The organism is Halomonas sp. IOP_6, from assembly GCF_021151565.1.
Lineage (GTDB): Bacteria > Pseudomonadota > Gammaproteobacteria > Pseudomonadales > Halomonadaceae > Vreelandella > Vreelandella alkaliphila.
The window spans coordinates 1-20,825 of sequence record NZ_JAIRBO010000003.1; the positions used below are offsets into that span (position 1 = coordinate 1).

Here is a 20,825-nt window from a genome sequence, read left to right on the forward strand (position 1 = left end):
CGGTGACACCGTTGTCCAGGTCGTCCTGCGTCACTTCACGATCCAGTAGCGTGTTGCCCTTGCCGTCGGTGACCACCAGGGTGTCGCCCACTTCAGTGCTGCCGCCCAGAGTGACGGTGGCATTGACGCCGTCAGCGATTTCGTCGGCGCTGTAGATATCGCCAGAGGCGTCTTCCAGCGCAACGCTGACCGTCGGCGCGGTGGCGTCGACACTGTAGTCACGCTCGACATCAGCACTGTAGATATTGCCTGCGTCGTCTTCACCAATCACGTCAGCCGTGATGCTGCCATTGTCGGCCAAAAGTGCGCCAGGGACATCGATGGCGTAGTTCAGGTTTTCATCGACTTGGCCGGTGAATGTCTCACCACCCACGGTCAGGGTGACGGTGTCGCCTTCGCGGGCATCGCCACCCACGGTGCCGGTGATAGTGATGCCACCTTCGGCTTCTAAACCGTTGATCACATCGTCACCAGCTATGGTGTCGATGGTGATCGTAGCTTCTAGCTCGACATCAGAATCTGAATCGGCGTCGGCATCCGCGTCAGCATCCGCGTCGGCATCAGCATCGGCATCGGCGTCGGCGTCGGCATCTGCATCTGCGTCGGCATCTGCGTCGGCATCTGCGTCGGCATCTGCGTCGGCATCTGCATCTGCATCCGCGTCAGCGTCTGCATCCGCGTCTGCATCCGCATCTGCATCTGCATCAGCATCGGCATCGGCGTCAGCATCGGCGTCTGCATCCGCATCGGAATCTGCGTCAGCGTCCGCGTCCGCATCGGCATCGGCATCGGCATCGGCATCGGCATCGGCATCGGCATCAGCATCCGAATCTGCATCTGCATCTGCATCGGCATCGGCATCGGCGTCTGCATCGGAATCTGCGTCAGCGTCAGCGTCAGCGTCCGCATCAGCATCCGAATCTGCATCCGAATCTGCATCGGCGTCCGCATCCGCATCTGCATCTGCATCTGCATCAGCGTCGGCGTCGGCGTCAGCGTCAGCGTCAGCGTCCGCATCAGCATCCGAATCTGCATCCGAATCTGCATCCGAATCTGCATCGGCGTCCGCATCCGCATCCGCATCCGCATCCGCATCCGCATCAGCGTCGGCGTCGGCGTCAGCGTCCGCATCTGCATCCGCATCGGCGTCTGAATCGGCGTCCGCATCAGCATCTGCGTCGGCGTCGGCGTCCGCATCAGCATCGGCGTCCGCATCCGCATCGGCGTCCGCATCCGCATCGGCATCGGCATCGGCATCAGCGTCTGCATCGGCATCGGCATCGGCATCGGCATCGGCATCGGCATCAGCGTCCGCATCTGAATCCGCATCCGCGTCGGCATCAGCGTCAGCATCGGTATCGGCATCGGCATCCGCGTCAGCATCGGCATCAGAGTCGGCGTCCGCATCCGCATCAGCATCCGCGTCAGCGTCCGCATCTGCATCCGCATCTGCATCCGCATCGGCGTCTGAATCGGCGTCCGCATCCGCATCCGCATCGGCATCTGAATCTGCGTCCGCGTCCGCATCCGCATCCGCGTCGGCATCGGCATCGGCATCGGCATCCGCGTCAGCATCGGCATCAGCGTCGGCGTCGGCGTCGGCGTCGGCGTCCGCATCAGCATCCGCATCTGAATCTGCGTCCGCATCAGCATCAGCATCGGCGTCCGCATCTGCGTCGGCGTCGGCGTCGGCGTCGGCGTCGGCGTCGGCGTCGGCATCAGCATCTGAATCTGCGTCAGCATCGGCATCGGCATCAGCATCAGCATCCGCGTCGGCATCCGCGTCCGCGTCAGCATCGGCGTCGGCGTCGGCGTCCGCATCGGCGTCAGCATCTGCGTCAGCATCTGCGTCAGCATCTGCGTCGGCATCAGCATCGGCGTCCGCATCTGCATCTGCATCTGCGTCGGCGTCGGCGTCGGCGTCGGCGTCGGCGTCGGCGTCAGAATCTGCGTCCGCGTCAGTGTCATCTAGTGCTGCAGCAGCGGCTACACCACCATCAAACTCGACGAACTCAGCCCCTTCAAGACCTCCTTCAGTAGTGCTAAAACTAAGCGGATCGGTTTCTTCGGCAATACGGGCAAGGCGCACAAAGCTGCTACCGCCACCACCACCACCGGCGGCGCCACCGGCTGCGGTAGCATCTAGCAGTTCAAGTAGGTCGCCATCTTCATCATCAAGAGCGGCGAGCAGCGCTTCTAAATCGTCATCTTGGGCGCTGGCATCGGTGGCTACAATCGCGTCAAGATCAAGCTCGGGAGTGACAGCAACTTCTTGGCCGCCTTCAACAACGTTAACACCTGTTCCGTCGGCAAAGTCTAGATCTACACGACCATCCGCAGACGTGATAATCGTTTCACCTTCCTGAAGAACATCACCAACACGAAGTTCTCGTAGGTTGCCATCTTCGTCACGTGCCCAAGCCTGACCTGAAATCGCGATCACTGTCGCCATGTGCTGTATCCCACCCGCTGTTTCATTAAAGAGTTCGCCGCTTTTGTAAAAAACGAAGAAAGTAAATATTCATTAACGGCATTTTGCAGCAAGGCTAATCTTGATGACGGCGAATTCATATTGTACCGGTGGACAGTACTAGCACAGTGATAGGAGTGGGCTGGCGGATATGCTGAAAATTATGATGATTTTTTAATACTGAACGGAGCGTTCTACTACGGCTTTTTGTTCATCAACCAGCTCAATAGTTTCATAGGCTTTTATAAGCCCGGACATCATATTGAGTGCGCCTGAATCATTATTAAGATGACAACGTTGGCAGAATTCATGAGCACGCGCAGCGAGTGCGACACAGTTCGCCGCCATGGCGGGGGAGGCGAACTCGGACCAACCTTGCTGATTATTAGGGCTTTCCCATTGAGTGCTGATTAGCTCAAGGACTTCCGCATTTAGCTTTGCAGATAGCGGCCAGTGGGCCCCCAGCGTGTCATACACCCAACCATGCCAGTCCAGCAGAAGCATATACTTGCCTATGGTTGCCATACGCGCGCTACTCGCATTTTGCACCGTCAAGCATTTGGGGAGCCTTTCTATCTCAACGATCATAAGCGGCCATAACTTCATGAAACGCTCAACTTGAAAGGTCTGATTGTCTTCTTGCGTCAGATAGGAAAAATGCGATGCCTCAATATTTCTCATGCGCTCAGGTAATGAGGCAAACGTTGCAGCGTACCGGGCAATGATATTGTTTGGCACAGGAACATGTCGCAAGCCTTGACGTAGCTCACTCATCCAAGGCTTACGTTCTTCAGAGTTCTTCCACTGAGGAGGTTTGCCCCCCACTTCCAATAACAAAAAGGAGCACCAGGGCAAACGACCACTGGCTCGTAACACAGGCACAGTAGGGATGACTCCGTAACAATAGCCACCGACTTCACTCAATAGCGATATTTCATGAAGCGCTTCGTTTTCCCGAGCAGGGACGTAGCACTTCAACAACCTATAGCGAGGGAAGCTATTGCTATCCACATCCCGAACCAATACGTGTGCGATAGCTCGCCCAGAAAGCAGGCGACACTGCAAAATCTCAGGATCGCGGTGGCAATAATTACACTCAACTAACCATGGTAATAGCCAACGCTGAAGAGTTACTTGTTCAAAACGTTGTACAAAATCCGTGGTTGAAAAGAGAGATATCTGCTGGGAGCGAGGCAAAAGCAGCATATTAATCTGCTGAAAATACTTGATGATACTCAAGAAATTGACCAATCCATTAACACTGGCCGCCATTAATTGGCGCATTCCCAGCAGCAATATGAACAGTGTCAGGAGTGGACGCATCGTCCCATTGAAATAATCTAGGACAATAATTAAAAACCCTAACGCAAAGCTGATATTGATGACTGTCAGAACGTTGCCTTGCAACATATTCTGAATTTTCGTCACCCGCTCAAAGCGATAGTAAAAGCCAACGATCATCACCAGCCCCAACACACAAGTAACTGCTAATAGCGCTAGCAGAGGATGTAGAAGAGCGATTAAAAGACAGAAAAGCAGTGCAATCACCGTTGATGACAAAGCACCTATCACAATGCCTAACACGCGTTTGCCAAGTAATCGGTGGTTGGCAACTAAACGGGTTTTATTCAAATGACCAAGAATTAGGGTCGAAAGATGCGCAATGGCTTTTTTGACTAGCCATTGAAGTAAGGCGTAGGTGCAAAAGCAGAGCACTGCCAATGCGATTAATACCGCTATCTTGTCACCGTGGTTATCCACCCTAGGAACCCAACCATCTATACGGCTATGGCCGGTGATCAACACTTGAAGCAGTTGCCAGGGTAGCACTAGGCTTGCCAACAGCATGACCTGACTTACAATTTGTATTAGCAAGATAGTCAATACGCGCCAACGAAATGGCCACAACACCGCACGAGCTAACGCAGCCATCAGGTCGAGAACTTGATCTCCGTGAATCTCGTCTCTCTCACTGTTAGTCATCTGGTTGCTCATCGATCAATCATGGGTTCAATAAGTTGCATGAATGTACGTAATTCGTCCGGTTGATCGGCTATCGGCATATATAGGGAAACAGCATGGTGCACTGCGGATAGGATGGCTCTATTGTGCCGCAGGTCACGCTGTTCTGCTTCTGCCCAACCATACACGGGCCATTGTTCTTGATGGGCCAGTGCCTCCCCCGCTTCATTTAGCGAGGAGAAAAGTAACGGTAGAAATGCGCTGCCATAGCGCTCACTCACTGCCACTACTTGGCTGCCATCGTGATAGCGCATCTCTCTTAGTACCTTCGGGATAGAGCTGTCGCCTTGAGGATCAAGCAGATAAAACAGTCTCTGCCAAAAGATTGCGGCGCCATAGCTATCTTGTATCACCACTTCCAGCGCTTCGGCATTAGTAGGCAAGGGATCCCCTTTTTGTATATCCCCTCTAAGTAGCGATTCTGACCAGCGGGCTAACCCTTCATGCACCCAACCTTGCTTGAACATCATGTGTGCATTTTGATACAGATGAAATAGCTCATGTGCAGGGGTTAAGTTTTCTGCTGCATTCACTTGACTACCTAGAGCCATGCGAATATGGCAATCAGACACTGCGGGGCTGCGTACCACTTCATCATACGCTTGCCCGCCGCGCACTTGGTCAGCACGCAACATCACCATAATAAAATTTGCACGCTGATAGCGTGGCATATGTAAAGGTGGTGTGAGCCCCAATACTTCACGATAGAGTACATCGGCGGCTTCAAGCTGTATTTTCAAGTCATTAAGTCTTGTCGCGCTTAGCGGCACGCCCTGATCAGTTGCCTCGACAAAGAAGTGAATATGCTTCTCTATCCCCTCGGCTTGGTTCGGCTCACTTGCCACTACCTCAAGCAATCTGTCGCGCTGTAGATAATGGCACTCACCTGCTTCCGGGGTCGGCTGGGCAATCACTGGCGTTAGCTTGCCGATCATGGCGCAAAGTATTATCAGTGCAACCCACCCACGCTGGTATGGCGATAGATGTTTAATCATGAGGTAACTGAGAAAAAAGCGCGTGCAGTCCGATGCCATGAGACGCCTTAACAAGCACGCTATCTTGAGGCACTAAATGGTCAGGCAATGCAGCTTCAAGAGCCTCAACATCGGCGAAGTGAAAGACGCCAGAAGCCTCTCCACCCAGCAACGGCAACAACGCTTGGCAGTGCTGACCACAGAGCAGTATGCTCCTAGCTGATTGCGCAGCAAGGATTGGGGCAAGCTCCTGGTGGAAACGTTCTGACTCTGCCCCTAGCTCTAGCATATCGCCAATAATCAACAGCTTTTTATTGGCGTCCACAGGGAGTGAGGAGAAGGCCTCTAACGCCATACGCATAGATAGAGGATTGGCATTGTACGTTTCATCGTACAGAGTGATTGGGATCCCATAGCAGTCTATAGCCCGCACCTCGCCCCGCCCTGCCACCGCTTGAAAAGATGCCAAACGGGATATGATGATGTCTAAAGGTAAATTATCTTGTCTAGCCACGGCTAATACTGCCATCGCATTCAGCAGCATATGTCGCCCAGCAGCACTCAAGCCAAGTTCATACACAACGCCATCACACATAATGCGACCGCTATTCCCTGCAAATTCAAGCATGCGTATGTCTGCGTCAGGATGTTCACCGAAACTGACCACCTGTAGGTGATAGCGCCTCGCCTGCTCAGCCAGATAAATATATTGAGGCATATCGCGGTAGAGAATAGCGCTCCCATTGGGTGGCATACCCTGAAAAATAAGCGCTTTCTTTCGAGCAATTTCGTCCAGAGATCGGTGATACACCAGATGCGATGCAGCAATATTAGTAATAATGGCGATGTCAGGGCGAGCAAGATCGGTATTCTGGGCCATGGAGCCGATGGCCATTTCAACCACCCAGTACGGTGCTTCTTGTGGCATCGAAGCCATGTTCCAAGCAATGCCAATCGGTAAATTGGCACTGCCTTGCGTTTGTCCGACAGCACCGGTGTAGTTCAGCACATGGGCTAGCATCGCTACTGCCGTTGTTTTACCGGCACTGCCGGTAACACCGATGACACGCCCAGCGTAATTACGGCGCTGCCACTGACCTATCGCCAGCGTCGCTGCACGCACATCAGCTACGTACAGCACGGGCACGCCGATATCACGATACGTCTCGCGATTATCGCAAATGACAGCGGAAGCACCTTTACTTACCAGAGACTTGACTGCGGCGAATGGCAAAAAACCTTTATCCATTTCCTTGCTGCGAGCGACAACAACCTGCCCCGGTTGAAAAGATTTTGGCCAGCAGCATAGTCCTATCGCCTGCCAATCATCAGGCGGCACTGATGCCCATACTCCCTCAGTTGCTGAGGCGATGGCCTTGGCATCCAGCCGACTCCCTACTCGTGTCTTTACACTGGCATAGCTTGCCTCACGCAGCATATGCTGGTACGCCACCAGCCCTGATAAGTAGTGCTCTACATCGTCTATCCTGACGCGAAAACTGTGATGACGAATAAAAAAGCCATCCACGATGGTCGCCGGCGCCTTAAAGTACATAGCGACTTCCGGCCAGAAGAAACCGTTGAGTAGATAATTCGCCCTGGCGTGAAGCGCACGGTAAAACGCATTGATATCAAAGCCGTTCAGCACATCGGCTAAATCAGGGCGTGCTTCCAGCTTGAGCAGCGTTTTGTGAAACGCCATTGATAGTTCAAGCAACGTTGGAAACGTCGTGGCCCGCTTGTGAATAAAGTCGACATAACCAGTGATATTGCGCACCGCAAACGCAAAATACTTGCGCTCTGGAAGATGCGTCACCAGTTCATTAGAGCAATACGCAAGCCAATGGTCGTGAGCATTTTCGTGACCACTAGCAATAAAGTGGTCAAACGCTTTGACCACACACTCCAGCCAACGGTTATTTCGGGTATGGTCGTAAAGCCGCATTAAGGCAAAAGCAGCTTCGCCATCGTAATAAATGATCCGTGTCTTTTCCTTAACCGATAAATCCGCAGCATTGAGCACGTGCACAAAGCTACCGTCGGCTTCCTGCATTCTCGAAATCCCCAGCGCCAGCGCATCCGCCAAATTAGCATAGCGACCATCCCCCGTGACTTGGTGATATTTCACTAGTGCAAGAATAGCGACCGCATTGGCTCCCAGCTTGATAATGTCGCCTACATCCACCACATAGGCTGCGCCTTGGCGATGAATAACGAACCTGGAACATAAACCAGAAAGCGCGCTAGTAATCTGCTGGCGTAAAACGTCTAGCTGCTCATTACTTAAAAGCCCTTGCTCCGCGCAGACTTCATAGCCTTCCAATAAGGCATAGGTACTACTAGCGTGGCGTAATACGTTGTAGGTGTTAATACGACGGTCAAAACAGGGAAAATAGCCATACACATAGCGGCCATCTTCATTTACTTGTTTGCCTAAAAAGCGGGTGGAACGTGCGATTAACTCTCCTGTGGATACCGCTGTTAGAGGAGGAGCTTCTCGCCTGCCCCAGCATCTCGGCCGAGTATCCAGAGCATGAACGTTAGCATTTTCGCCGCCAACATCCACAAATACTCCAGCGGTGGAAAAGCTCCAAGCTGGCATATTATCGGCAAAGTCTGGCATCTGACTTGAGCCATGACGCGCTTTTATATAGCGCTCTAGGTGAGCCTGATTAACATCGGCATGCACCACCTGATTGCCTGCATACAAACAGGCATTTGCGTTAAGTTCCATCTCTGTTAGCAAGAGTCGGGGAAGCTTCTTTCCCACAAAGGCTAAGCCACTACGGAAATAGTTGCGCTTATAACGCTTAACCTCCTGTTTTAGGGCTTTCCAATGCCATTCACGCACTGCAAAAGGCCACTCCAACCGGCACCACACCAAAGGATGCGGGAACTTTCGCTCAAGTCGTTCTAGTGCCTGCTTAAGCATGGGGAGTATTGCGGCCCAGTTGCCTGCCTGCAAGTTGTCTAAATCAAGCTGCACAGAGGTGACTTGAGCGCGCTCATAGCCATCGCTTGCCGAGATAAGCATTAGCTGAGCAAACTCTGCTGGCTGCGCATGCCGGTTCAACCACATAGGCATCACCGTTTCGCCGATACCATCTAAAGCATGCACTAAGTCAACTTGTCGGGCAGCCTGTATATCTTTCCCAGCCCCCTGCTGACTTTGTATAAGCTGGCCAGGCAGTGAATAACGTTTATTATCGGGCATTCAAATGCTCAAAAATATGGGCTAATGCAAAAGCCTGAAGTTTAGCGTTTTCGTGCTAACACCTTTCGATACATCGCTCACATTCAGGCATGGTCATTAGAGTCGTTCTGAAAAACTCTCAGCAACGGGCGCTAACTTCAGAATTAACTGCAGGCGGTCACGAACGGATAACTTCTTAAATATCGCGCTTAGATGAGCTTTTACCGTGCGCTCAGTAATATCTAATTGGCGAGCAACTTCTTTGTTGGTTGCACCGCGGGCAACGGCTAACGCCACGCCTCGCTCGCGCTCCGTGAGCAGGTTCAAATATTCTCTGTGCTGATGACTTTCACCGTTCTGGCGATTTTGTAGGGCCTTAAATGTTCCACCCATCACTTTGGCAAGCAGCTCTTGACCTACCCACACGCCTTGATTGGTCACCACAAGGGCCACTTGCTTAAGTACATCAGGTGCCGCCAGTGTGTGCACGTAGCCACGCGCTCCAAGGTCAAGCGCCCTTAGCGCCTCGCGATCATTAGGCGCATAGCTGAGCATTACCACAATTGCATTTCTTGCGGTTGCCGCTGGAACTAACTCCTTCCAGTTTTCAACCATGGTCGTTAGCCAAACCACATCCCCTGGCTCCGCCTTACCTAATACGCTATCTGGCGTGGTGGCTACACTTGCAGGAAAAGCACTTTCCCAGCGCGCCTTTAGGCTACCATCCGTTGTTACAAACCAATGTTTCATTAGCGCTCCCCCATGGAATCTCGCCACGCCCTTAAAACAGGTTTTAGTAAGAACTGCATGACCGTTCTTTTGCCTGTCACAATATCTACCTGTGCTGTCATCCCTGGAATCACCTGAAGGCGCTCAGCAATACTTTCATCTTGTAAACTGCGAACCCGAACCAAATAAAACGTATTGCCATCATCATCAGTAATCGTATCTGCGCTGATGTGATCAAGCTCAGCCTGCAAGCCACCATAAATGGCATAGTCGTAGGCAGTGAGCTTAATCGTCGCGGGCTGACCGGGGTGGAGAAAAGCAATATCCTGGGGAGCAATGCGCGCTTCAACCAGTAGTTGGTCATCGCTGGGCACGATATCCAACACTTCTTGGCCTGGCTGAAGTACTCCGCCAATCGTATTAACATGAAGACGCTGAATCACACCATCGACAGGTGAGCGTATTTCGGTAAGTCGCACTCTATCTTGAAGGCCAGTACCTGACTGCTGAAGCGCATTTAAGTCGCCTAACGTCTGAGCAAGCTCATCTCGCCACTCACTTCTCCGTTCGGCACCTAACTCTAGTAGCTGTCCCTCTGCTTCTTCTACTCCCGCTTCCAGACGTGAAACAGCAGCAGCAGCTTGGTTGCGCTCACCTGTGGCACGCGATACTTCACGCTGTAAGCGCAATACCTCAACTTCTGAAACAGCACCTGAGGCAAGTAGCGGGCGCGTCAAATTAAGCTCTTGCCCTGCCATACTTGCTTCGCGTTGGGCAGTATCAAGTCGAGACTGCGCTTCTCGGAGTTCTTCTTGACGCTGTCGGATACGATCGTTGAGCACATTTTCCTGCTCGCGCAGCTCTTCACGGCGACTTTCGTACACTTCTCGTTCCTGCATTACGATATCGGGCACTTCTTGACGCAACTCTTCGGAAGGCTCAAAAGTAGTGCCAGTGGCCAACGCCCGCAGCCGCTCAGCGCGTGCTTCAAGTGCAAAACGCTGAGCACGGTTTTCGCGAAAATCAGAAACGAACCGCGTTGGGTCAATTTGCATTAACACTTCACCAGCACTGACCACCTGCCCTTCTCGCACCATGATCTGTTCTATCGCACCGCCGTCAAACGATTGAATGCGCTGCAATTGGCTTGCCGGAATAACGCGTCCCGCGCCACGGGTTACTTCGTCGATGGCAGCAACTGATGCCCAAACCACCAGCACGATGATGGTTAATAAAACAGTGTAGAGAAATAGACGCGCACGAATCGGCTCTTGCTGCATACGCGCCCAATCAGTGTCGCTTGCCCAGTCACGATTAAGATGCGCAGAGGTGACACGGCGAGCAAAGAGTCGATCCATAAAAGGACGAAACGGCTTCTTCCCTTTCTCAGAAAATCGCCCAATGGCCTCAAAGCCTTTTTGCTCACTCGTGGAGGTGGTTTTTTTCGCCATTATGACGCCCTCCCGATCTGGCCTTTACGCAACGCCTCTACAACCGTATCGCGAGGACCATCTGCCACCACTTTTCCAGCATCCATAACGATAATGCGGTCAACGAGGGATAGCAGCGATGTACGATGAGTAACAACCAAGATGGTTTTTCCTGGCGCAACACTCGTTAGATTCGCTTTAAACGCTTCCTCACTGGCGTTATCCATTGAGCTGGTTGGCTCATCAAGCAGCAATATTGGTGGATCTTGGACAACGGCCCTTGCGATGGCTACGGCTTGTTTTTGCCCGCCTGAAAGCGCCTGCCCTCGTTCACCTACTTCAAGATCAACGCCTTTGGGGTGGCTATTAACCAGTGAATCAAGACCAGCAATTTCGATTGCTCGGAATAACGCCTCATCATCAACTCGGTCGTTTCCACCACCAGCAACAATATTATCCCGTAGCGTGCCAGCGAATAGGCTGACGTCCTGAGGCACATAACCAATATGACGACGAAGTTGCAGAGGATCTAACTGACGAATATCAACGCCATCCACCAGCACCGCGCCGGATGTGGGCTGATAAAAACCAAGTACAAGCTTATTCAGCGATGATTTTCCGCAGCCAACACGGCCAAGTAACGCGACTTTTTCACCAGCTTTGATAGAAATCGAGACATCACGCAATGCTTCTCTTTCTTCATGAGGATAGCGCAAGGTAACTTTCTCTAAGCGAATGCTGCCGGTAAAACTGGGCTTTTCTACATAGGCTTTACCTTCATGACGCTCCACACTCTTAGCCATTACATCATTTAACGACTCCAGAGCCGTTGAGGACTGATGGTACTGAGCCAGCAAAGCAGCCGCTTGGCTAATAGGCGCCATCGCTCGAGAAGAGAGCATATAGGCGGCAATCAAACCGCCCTGAGTCAAGTTACCTTCGATAATTTGATAGACACCAATGATAATGACGCATACAGCTACGCTATGCTGAGCCCACTGAGCAACGCTTGAGACCGATGAACTCACCATTTTGAGCTGAGCACCGGTTCTCGATAAAAAGGCAGATGCTTTTTCCCAGTGACGTTGAATACGGCTTTCCGCCCGCAATGCCTTGACGTTTTCTAATTGGGAGACAGACTCCACCAGTAAAGCGTTACGCTGCGCACCTACCTCCCAAGTCGTTTGTGAAAGCTCATGCAGTTTCCCTTGTGCTGCAAGGGCATATAACAGCACGAAAACGATACCAACGAGCACAGGTAACACAAGCCAAGGATTGATCAACGCAATGATGGCCGCGAAAAGCAGTACAAAGGGTAAATCGACGATACCAAGAATGGTTGCAGAGCCAATAAATGCTCGCACCGATTCGAAAGATTGAAGCGTTGAGGTAAAAGACCCTGTCGATACTGGCCGCTCCTCTAAACGCAACCCTAACGTTTTCGCCATAATAGACGATGAAAGCTTTACGTCTGCCCGGCTGGCTGCTAAATCAACAAAGCTGCTACGCATTAAGCGCAGCGCCAAGTCAAAACACAGCACGATGAAAATACCGATTGCCAGCACCCAAAGCGTTTCAGTGGCCTGATTAGGGACAACACGGTCATAAACGTTCAACACAAACAGCGGCATCGCCAGCGCGAATAAGTTGATCGCTACTGAACCAAGAACGATGTCGCGATAGAGGCGTCGATTTTCACGAATAACGCCCCAAAACCAGTGCTGATCCCGGCGTTTTTTCACACCAGGTTCAGAGGTGCTGTCGGCTCTAAACTTTGGCCGCACATAAATGGCTTCACCGCTGTACCCCGCGTGAAGCTCGTCTAGCGATATTTCCGTATCAGCCTCTGACAGCTCAGGAAAAATTACTTTTGCTTTTTGCTGCTTGAGATCCAGCCCGAGCAACACACAAGCACGCCCTGGTTCCAGCAATAAAATTGCCGGAAACAGTGCAGGATTTAGCGCCGAAAGCTTACTTTTCACAATATGCGCAGTAAGCCCAGCTCGCGAGGCTGCCCGCCCGAAGACAGAAGGAATCAGTTTTCCTTGCTCTAAAGGCAGGCCCGCTTTTAAGGCCTCGGATGACACTTCGTGCTGATAATATGAAGCAACTGCCTTTAAACACTCCAGTAGCTCATCGTGTTCTTCCTGGCCGTTGCTACGGTCAGTCCGAGATACTTCCAGCTTGCGTTGCGTCACTGAGACCTCATTATCCTAATGAATTCGTCGGAAAACCATTCACTGAAGTTTCACCAGTGGGCATGCCTAAGGCGGCGACTTAATAGCCGCCACTCATCAGCAATTAAATGCCACTGGTGAAATCTTCAAGCGTGAAGCCACGCGGCCCATCGACGGCGCACGCCATCTCTGCACGAGACGCAGCATCCTCATAGCCAAGCTCGTCAAGGCTAGGAATATCATCACGGGCTACTTGTAGGGTTTGCATTAGCTGCCCCATCGCCGCCAGGGTTCGTGCTTGGGCCAGCGTTAAGTCGAACTGTGCGTTCGCATAGGCACGACTCGCTTCAAAAAACTCGTTCTCACTATCCAGCACGTCTAAAAGCGTGCGCTGGCCAATATCGAACTGCTGTTGATAAGCACCACGAACACGGTCAATTGACTGCCGGTGTTCGTTTAAATACTCCAACTGTTCGTTGAGACGCTGCGTGTCGTTATAAGCGATTTGTGTCGTTTGTCTAACATTGGTACATGCTGTTTCGCGCTGGCTATCGGCTTCTTCAATTCGCGTGGTTGCCGCATTGAAGGCAGCATAGTCAGAACCACCCCGGTAAAGATTCATACTCGCAACGAGCTGGATACTGTGCTCATCACGACGACCACCCACGGAATCGTCTTGGTTATTAGTGCCGGTACGTCCTTGAATATCTAGGCGAGGCATAAAGGCAGCGCGGGCACCTTCACGCTCAGCGCGTTGCACCGCGATATTCTCAATTGCCGCATGAAACTCAGGATTCCCCTGGAACGCCAGCTCAATGGCTTGGCTGATATCCGCGGGCAGTTCAGTAGCAAGAGACGGCGCGGGCGCCATGTTTTGTGCCGGTAGCGCACCAACAATTCGTTGGAAGCGAGCAGTAACATCGTGAAGGTTTGACGCTTCCGACATTAGGTTTGATTCGGCTAAAGCTAAGCGGCCACTGATCTGTTCAAGGTCAACACCCCGCCCTGCACCAGAAAGCGCACGCTCTTCAATCTGAGCAAATACTCGCTGGTGTTCACGATAGTTATCCTGCGCTAAACGCACCAACTCGCGATAGCGCAATACATCGAGGTAACTACGAAAAGCCTCAAGCGCAACTTCTTCGCTGACACCCAAAAGTTCGAAATAGGCGACTAACCGAGCACGATCCAAGCGCTCAACCTCACTGCGCGTTGCAAAACCATCAAAAACCATCTGGGTTAAGGTCAGCTCAGCAAAATCACTATCGTAGCTGCCGCGCCCATCATTTTGCTGGTCTTGCCTACCGATACCCGCGCTGACATCAATCGTAGGCAAATAACCACCTTGAGCAACCCGGATATCACTTCCAGAGGCGCTAAAATTGGCCCAGGATGCATTTACCTGAGGATTGGTAACGATAGCCTGCTGAATGGTGCTCGATAGATCAGTAGTACCCGGCGCGTAAAGCGTCGCTGGCAATGCCTGAGCTAAAGCAGAGAGAGGGAGACAAGCCAGAGTAGTCACCGTAAGCGGTCGAATAGCGCGCTGTAAAAACAAAGTTTTTAGTGTCGTTTTAATACCGTCTTTCATCGCCATAGATCCCTAATGAATATTTACGCTGCTGAAGAAATAGCTGCTAAACGCCACCAACCCTGGGGCACCCTTGACTCTCTTGCTTCGCCCTCTGGTCAACACCTCATACTAATTAGTATTGATACGACTCAGTGATACGAATTAGCGCATTTACTTAGCTTAATTTAATAGCATTAGCCGCTAGGCCGATGCTATGAAGCCAAGAGTCACAAAATTTTACAATAAAAATCCTAAAAAAACATTACAAAGCAGTTTTTTGCTTTGTTTTACGTGCTGGATTTTAAGAACTAGGTTTTAAGAACCTGGTTTTAAGAACTGAACTTCAACACCAAGCCCTAAGAGCTAGGCTTTCGAAGATTGCAGCTGCTGCAGCGCCAGCCCTGAAAGGATCAGCATCAATCCTACCAACGTGGATGCCAACAATGGCTCATTGACAACCAGGTAGAGCAGCAGCAGCGAAACGGGGGGGGATAGAAAGATCAGATTAGACACCTTGGCCGTACGCGAGACCTTGCGTACCGCCATCTGCCAAAGAATAAAAGCGACTCCCATTTCGAAAAGGCCGACGTAGACACCCGCGCCTAAGGCTTGCCAGCCATGCCAACTGAACCCTGGCCCCACAATCAATAGCAGCGTTAAAACAGGCAAGCCGACGCTGAAGTTCTGCCATTGTGCGACTAAGGGCGCTCTTTGATCCCGCGCGTTGAGTAACCAGTAGAGAGCCCATAACAGCGTCGACACAAGTGCAAACACGACACCAAGAGGGTCTGCGAAATCAACATTGAAAACATTACCGCGGGTTGCTATCACCCAGACACCCGCGTAGGCAATAAGCCCCGCAACCACATCCATACGCGTGAGCCGTTGCCCTAAGATCGGTACCGCCAGAAGCGCCATTGCCAGCGCCCAGGTATAATTGAGCGCCATTGCCTCTTGCCCAGGCAGCCTATCGTAAGCAGCAAACAGCACTAGATAGTAGGCAACAGGATTCATCAACCCAGCCCATGCAGCGGTTCGCCAACCATAGCGAAGGGCTTCTGTTAAATGCCCTTGCTTTACTACCAACACAAACATAAACGCCCAAGATACAAGGGCCGCGAGCCACATCAATTCTAGCGGACTCATCCAGGCAAGAGCGACCTTAAAAGCCGTAGCAACTGTCGACCATAGCGCCACCGCTCCAAGACCATACAGTATCGCTTGACGATCTTGATTCATCGGTCGATATGCCCCAAATCCCGGACTGGCTCGATCTTATCCCGCACGCGTTGCTTTAGGACCTTGATATCTGGAAAGCCACCATCGCGTTTTCTTTCCCATAGCAACGCCTCGTCGCACCATATCTCAAAGGTGCCACCATGGGAGGGAGACAATGCAACCTCTGCAAGACTTTCGCCAAAGGTTGAAAGCAGCTCTTGGGCATACCAAGCACTGCGCAACAACCACTGGCACTGCGTGCAGTAACGTATTTGAATGCGTGACATACAGAGGTTCCTAAACGTTTTAATGTGGCATCCTTGTTTTTCATTCTGTCACCTTACATTAGCAACTGCCAAGGAAACGTAATGAACAAGCAACATGTTTCTCAAACCCGAGTGTACGAGTGGCTAACAGGTGATGATGACAGCCGAATGTGCGATGACATTCCCGATGAGGCATGCCATGAGCAACCGCATAACTTTTTTCTGCATCTTTGCGCCTCGTTAGGCAATAAACTCGCTGACGAGCTCTCCAGCGCCCGCTTGGTATTGCCTTGGTTAATGGGCATTATTGGTGCTCCGGTATGGATGGTTGGTCTACTGGTACCTATACGCGAAGCAGGCGCCCTGTTACCACAGCTGTTTGTGGCTGGCTTTATTCGCTTAAAACCAACGCGTAAGTGGGCATGGGTAGCAGGCGCGTTGATACAGGCATTGGCGGCATTAGCGTTAGCACTGCTAGCACTCGTGGGCAGCGGATCTTTAGGGGGGGCGATGGTGCTAGGAGCACTAGTGTTGCTATCGCTGGCCAGAGGACTCTCATCCATAGCAACGAAAGATGTGTTGGGTAAAACCATCGCTAAGCGACGCCGTGGAACCTTAATGGGGTGGAGTGGCAGCGTAGCAGGCGCCGCAACCCTGGTAGCTGGCGGCGTTCTGATGTGGTTTGGTGATCAACCCGGCAACGTAGCACTCGCTATTTTACTGGTTGTTGCCGCCGCAGGATGGCTACTAAATGCCGTGAGTGCGGCGCGCATAGCGGAAGTGCCCGGCGCTGTGGAAGGCGGGGAAAATGCATGGGACAGCATTAAGCTAGGGCTTTCTTTACTCAAAGAAGATCGTAATTTTCTAAACTTCAATCTGGCTCGTGCTCTACTCCTCTCCAGCGCACTGGCACTCCCCTACTTAGCCCTACTCGGCCAACAACAAAGCGGTACTAACTTAGGTGGCCTTGGCCTGCTGGTAGTGGTATCAGGCATTGCTGCGATGGTGGCAAGCCCTGTATGGGGAAAGCGAGCAGACCAATCGAGTCGCCGTGTGATGAGAGATGCAGCCATCGGCACTGCCATTTGCTGTCTGCTGGGCGCAAGCCTGGCATGGCTCCCCAGCCAGTGGAGTGAAAGCGTTTGGCCTTATGCGATTATTTACGCCTTTCTGGTTATCGTTCATCACGGCGTACGACTAGGCCGTAAAACCTACTTAGTCGACATTGCTACCCAGGAGAATCGCGCGCTATATGTGGCACTATCTAACACCTTGACTGGGGTGTTGATGCTGGTGGTAGGCGGGATAATCGGTGGGTTGGCTCAGTGGCTTGGTAGCGCTCCGCTGTTGTTAATACTCGCTGGGACAGCATTCGGTGCCATGTTATCAGCCCAACAATTACCTGAGGCAGAATAGCGCTGCCGATTGCAATGCATCACAACGCTCGCCATGATGGTAGGTAATTAGCGGTGATTAGCTGGGTTTTTGCTATTCTACCTTTATTAAGCAATATGAAATGCCGCTTAGCTCCGCGTTGATGGACAGCGCATAGCTTCGGAAGAACGAGAGCAGCAACAGGAACCCATTGATGAAACGATCTCCTTTGATCAGCCCTGAGTTACTCGAACGCATTATTGACGCTTCCGAGGATGGCATCGTCGTTGCAGAGCAAGAAGGCGATGAAAACATTCTCATTTACGTCAACCAAGGCTTCGAACGCCTCACCGGCTACAGTGCAGATGAAATTCTTTATCGCGACTGCCGTTTTTTGCAAAACGAAGACCGTGACCAAGATGCACTGACCTCTATCCGAGAAGCGCTGAAAGAGGGTCGCCCTTCTCGTGAAGTACTGCGCAATTATCGCAAAGACGGCACCATGTTCTGGAACGAGCTCTCCATTACACCCGTTTTTGACGAAGCTGATAACTTGATGTACTACATCGGCGTACAGAAAGACGTGACGGAGCGCGTAGAAGCACAGCAAGCATTGGCCGCCCTTCAGAAGCGCCAAGAACTGACAGAATAAATAAAAACGACAATAAAGTAGCCTCAGGGGCTTGAACTTCAACCTAAGTGGCGGTATATAGCGGCTAAGCGCATAAAAGCGCTAGGCGCTTCTTGTTTCATCTATCGATTGAAAGAAGAAGCCGTTGTGATGCCGGTGCGCCGGCTTGGGTTGGAGGGCATACCATGAGCCGTGACCCCTTAAATCGTGAATCTTATACCAGTGATGCAATCGATGCCGATGAGTTCGATAACTTAGACGCTGTGAACGATGACCATTACGGCAAAAGCAAGCCCAGCAAAGCAGATACGCTTCGCGCCCGCCGCCAAGTAGAAGCATGGCTTGAAGAGCGCCGTTTGCAGCGCGCTATTGAAGATGATTGGGATGAAGAGGAATAACCTGATCGCCTCAATCACTTTCATTGATTGGCAGCTTAGTTACGATGTCTAGTTACTCTACGTAATTGTCGCGCACGGAGCCTTCACTAGGCTGCTGATCAACGTATCAAAACGACTTATCTTCTGTGCTTCTGGCCTTTGCCCGCGCGGAGCACTATCATCTTAGCCCTACGCCAGCACACAGCTGCGACTCTTTTCTCCAACAACCTAACGGATTTCCATGGCGCAATACGTATTCACCATGAACCGGGTTGGCAAAGTTGTGCCGCCCAAAAAGCAAATTCTCAAGGATATTTCGCTATCGTTCTTCCCTGGCGCCAAAATTGGCGTACTTGGCTTGAACGGTTCCGGTAAATCCACACTGCTACGCATTATGGCCGGTGTCGATAAAGAGTTTGAAGGTGAAGCTCGTCCGATGCCTGGTATTAATGTGGGCTACCTTCCCCAGGAGCCACAGCTTGATGACGAAAAGAACGTCCGCGATACGGTAGAAGAGGCGTTAGGCGCCATTAAAGAAGCACAGGAAAAACTAGATGCGGTGTATGCTGCGTATGCTGAGCCTGATGCAGATTTTGATGCCCTAGCGAGCGAACAAGCACGCCTTGAAAATATTATCGAAGCCGCCGATGCGCATAACCTTGAGCGTAAGCTGGAAGTTGCAGCTGAAGCGCTGCGCCTGCCACCTTGGGATGCCAAAGTAGGCAATCTTTCTGGGGGCGAGCGCCGCCGTGTAGCACTGTGCCGCCTGCTGCTTTCCAGCCCCGACATGCTCTTACTCGACGAGCCTACCAACCACTTGGATGCTGAATCCGTTGCTTGGTTAGAGCGCTTCTTGCACGACTATAACGGCACTGTCGTGGCCATCACCCACGACCGTTACTTCCTGGACAACGTTGCCGGATGGATTCTGGAACTTGACCGCGGCCAGGGCATTCCTTTTGAAGGCAACTACTCTCAGTGGCTGGAGCAGAAAGAGCAGCGCCTGAACCAAGAAGCCAAACAGGAAGTATCGCGCCAGAAAGCTATCAAGCAAGAGCTTGAGTGGGTGCGCAGCAACACTAAAGGACGCCAAGCGAAGAGTAAGGCACGCCTTAATCGCTTTGAAGAGATGCAGTCTGGCGACTTTCAAAAGCGTAATGAAACAAATGAGATCTATATTCCGCCTGGCCCGCGCCTGGGTGATAAGGTCATCGAGTTCCATAACGTGACCAAGCGGTTTGATGACAAACTGCTCTACCAGGATCTCTCTTTTACCATCCCTCAAGGGGCGATTGTCGGGATTGTAGGTGGTAACGGGGCCGGTAAATCAACACTGTTCAAGCTAGTCACCGGCCAAGAACAGCCGGATGCTGGCGAAGTAGTGATTGGTGAGACTGTTGATATTGCGTACGTTGAACAGTTGCGTGACGCGCTAGACGACAAGCAAACTGTTTGGGAAGCCGTCTCTGACGGACAGGATATTCTCAACATTAACGGCTATGAAGTTTCTTCGCGCGCCTACGTTGGCCGCTTTAACTTTAAGGGCAACGATCAGCAGAAGCGTCTAGATGAGCTTTCTGGTGGTGAACGCGGTCGCCTTCAGCTTGCCCAAACGCTCAAACAAGGCGCGAACGTACTGCTGTTAGATGAACCTTCAAACGATCTGGACATCGAGACCCTACGCGCCCTGGAAGAAGCGCTGCTGGCGTTCCCAGGCTGCGCGATGGTGATCTCTCACGATCGTTGGTTCTTAGACCGTATCGCTACGCACATCCTCGCCTTTGAAGGCGATTCTGAAGTCGTCTTCTTCGATGGTAACTACACCGAATATGAAGAAGACCACAAGAAGCGCGTGGGTAACGACACACCTAAGCGGATGAAGTATAAGCGCATCGACGCCTAACGATTTGTTGCTATACCGCTAGTACGTAAAAAGCCCCTTGTACGCTAAAACGCACAGGGGCTTTTTACTTTTGTTGGGCTATAAAATAAACAGAACCTGCTATCAGCCTGCCGGCCAAGTAAACTGCCGACCTCCCAATAAATGCATATGGATGTGGTAAACCGTCTGACCACCCATTTCATTGCAATTCATCACAACACGATATCCATCTTCCGCGAAGCCTTGTTGCTTGGCCAGCTGTGCGGCAGTGTGCTGCAAACGCCCAACCAAGGTTAGGTCTTCAGGGGCAATATCGTTAAGCGTAGCAATATGCTTTTTAGGAATAATCAACTGATGCGTTGGCGCCTGAGGACTAATGTCATTGAACGCTAGCACATGCTCATCTTCAAACACGATATCTGCGGGAATTTCGCGGTTTATGATTTTGCAAAACAGGCAATCCATACGGCCTCCTTCATTTTTGTAAGTGGCGAAAACTAACGAGCGAA

At 51.7% G+C, this 20,825-nt stretch carries 15 protein-coding genes; 4 read left to right on the forward strand and 11 right to left on the reverse strand.

What is annotated here, in order from left to right; all coding sequences use genetic code 11:
• From K7H08_RS06190 to K7H08_RS06235, 10 genes are all read right to left on the reverse strand, one after another.
• Positions 1-2,452: retention module-containing protein (locus K7H08_RS06190; protein ID WP_231657479.1), on the reverse strand; the 2,452-nt coding region annotated here is incomplete at its 3' end.
• A 192-nt stretch (positions 2,453-2,644) separates the two neighbouring features.
• Complete coding sequence (locus tag K7H08_RS06195) at positions 2,645-4,231, reverse strand: ABC transporter ATP-binding protein (protein WP_231657480.1); 1,587 nt, start codon at positions 4,229-4,231, stop codon at positions 2,645-2,647.
• 230 nt (positions 4,232-4,461) lie between these two features.
• Complete coding sequence (locus K7H08_RS06200) at positions 4,462-5,427, reverse strand: hypothetical protein (protein ID WP_231657481.1); 966 nt, start codon at positions 5,425-5,427, stop codon at positions 4,462-4,464.
• A gap of 52 nt (positions 5,428-5,479) precedes the next feature.
• On the reverse strand, positions 5,480-8,680 hold the full coding sequence (locus K7H08_RS06205; RefSeq protein WP_231657482.1) for a UDP-N-acetylmuramoyl-tripeptide--D-alanyl-D-alanine ligase: 3,201 nt from the start codon (positions 8,678-8,680) through the stop codon (positions 5,480-5,482).
• A 96-nt stretch (positions 8,681-8,776) separates the two neighbouring features.
• A complete protein-coding gene (locus tag K7H08_RS06210) occupies positions 8,777-9,409 on the reverse strand; it encodes a helix-turn-helix transcriptional regulator (protein ID WP_231657483.1) in 633 nt (210 codons plus the stop codon).
• Positions 9,409-10,839: an HlyD family type I secretion periplasmic adaptor subunit gene (locus K7H08_RS06215; protein WP_120386617.1), complete on the reverse strand. Its 1,431-nt coding sequence runs from the start codon at positions 10,837-10,839 to the stop codon at positions 9,409-9,411. Before K7H08_RS06215 ends, K7H08_RS06210 begins: the two co-directional genes overlap by 1 nt.
• A complete protein-coding gene (locus K7H08_RS06220; RefSeq protein ID WP_231657484.1) occupies positions 10,839-13,016 on the reverse strand; it encodes a type I secretion system permease/ATPase in 2,178 nt (725 codons plus the stop codon). Before K7H08_RS06220 ends, K7H08_RS06215 begins: the two co-directional genes overlap by 1 nt.
• 103 nt (positions 13,017-13,119) lie before the next feature.
• Positions 13,120-14,586, reverse strand: a complete 1,467-nt coding sequence (locus K7H08_RS06225) for a TolC family outer membrane protein (RefSeq protein ID WP_231657485.1) — start codon at positions 14,584-14,586, stop codon at positions 13,120-13,122.
• Between the two features lie 345 nt (positions 14,587-14,931).
• Positions 14,932-15,807: a DMT family transporter gene (locus tag K7H08_RS06230; RefSeq protein WP_038476884.1), complete on the reverse strand. Its 876-nt coding sequence runs from the start codon at positions 15,805-15,807 to the stop codon at positions 14,932-14,934.
• Entirely contained in the window at positions 15,804-16,073 is a 270-nt protein-coding gene (locus K7H08_RS06235; protein WP_120386614.1) for a SelT/SelW/SelH family protein, read from the reverse strand. The genes K7H08_RS06230 and K7H08_RS06235 overlap by 4 nt, the downstream gene beginning before the upstream one ends.
• A gap of 81 nt (positions 16,074-16,154) precedes the next feature.
• On the opposite strand from K7H08_RS06235, the gene K7H08_RS06240 reads away from it, so the two are divergent.
• The 4 genes from K7H08_RS06240 to ettA all read left to right on the forward strand — a co-directional run bounded on the left by K7H08_RS06240 (position 16,155) and on the right by ettA (position 20,337).
• On the forward strand, positions 16,155-17,468 hold the full coding sequence (locus K7H08_RS06240) for an MFS transporter (protein WP_120386613.1): 1,314 nt from the start codon (positions 16,155-16,157) through the stop codon (positions 17,466-17,468).
• 172 nt (positions 17,469-17,640) lie between these two features.
• Entirely contained in the window at positions 17,641-18,078 is a 438-nt protein-coding gene (locus K7H08_RS06245) for a PAS domain S-box protein (protein ID WP_038476893.1), read from the forward strand.
• A gap of 164 nt (positions 18,079-18,242) precedes the next feature.
• Positions 18,243-18,455, forward strand: a complete 213-nt coding sequence (locus K7H08_RS06250) for a PA3496 family putative envelope integrity protein (protein WP_038476896.1) — start codon at positions 18,243-18,245, stop codon at positions 18,453-18,455.
• Positions 18,456-18,675: 220 nt separating this feature from the next.
• Positions 18,676-20,337 (forward strand): energy-dependent translational throttle protein EttA, encoded by a 1,662-nt coding sequence (gene ettA, locus K7H08_RS06255; protein WP_038476899.1) that lies wholly within the window; start codon positions 18,676-18,678, stop codon positions 20,335-20,337.
• A 102-nt stretch (positions 20,338-20,439) separates the two neighbouring features.
• Here ettA and K7H08_RS06260 read toward each other — a convergent pair whose 3' ends face one another.
• A complete protein-coding gene (locus K7H08_RS06260) occupies positions 20,440-20,781 on the reverse strand; it encodes a histidine triad nucleotide-binding protein (protein WP_231657486.1) in 342 nt (113 codons plus the stop codon).
• Positions 20,782-20,825 lie beyond the last annotated feature (44 nt).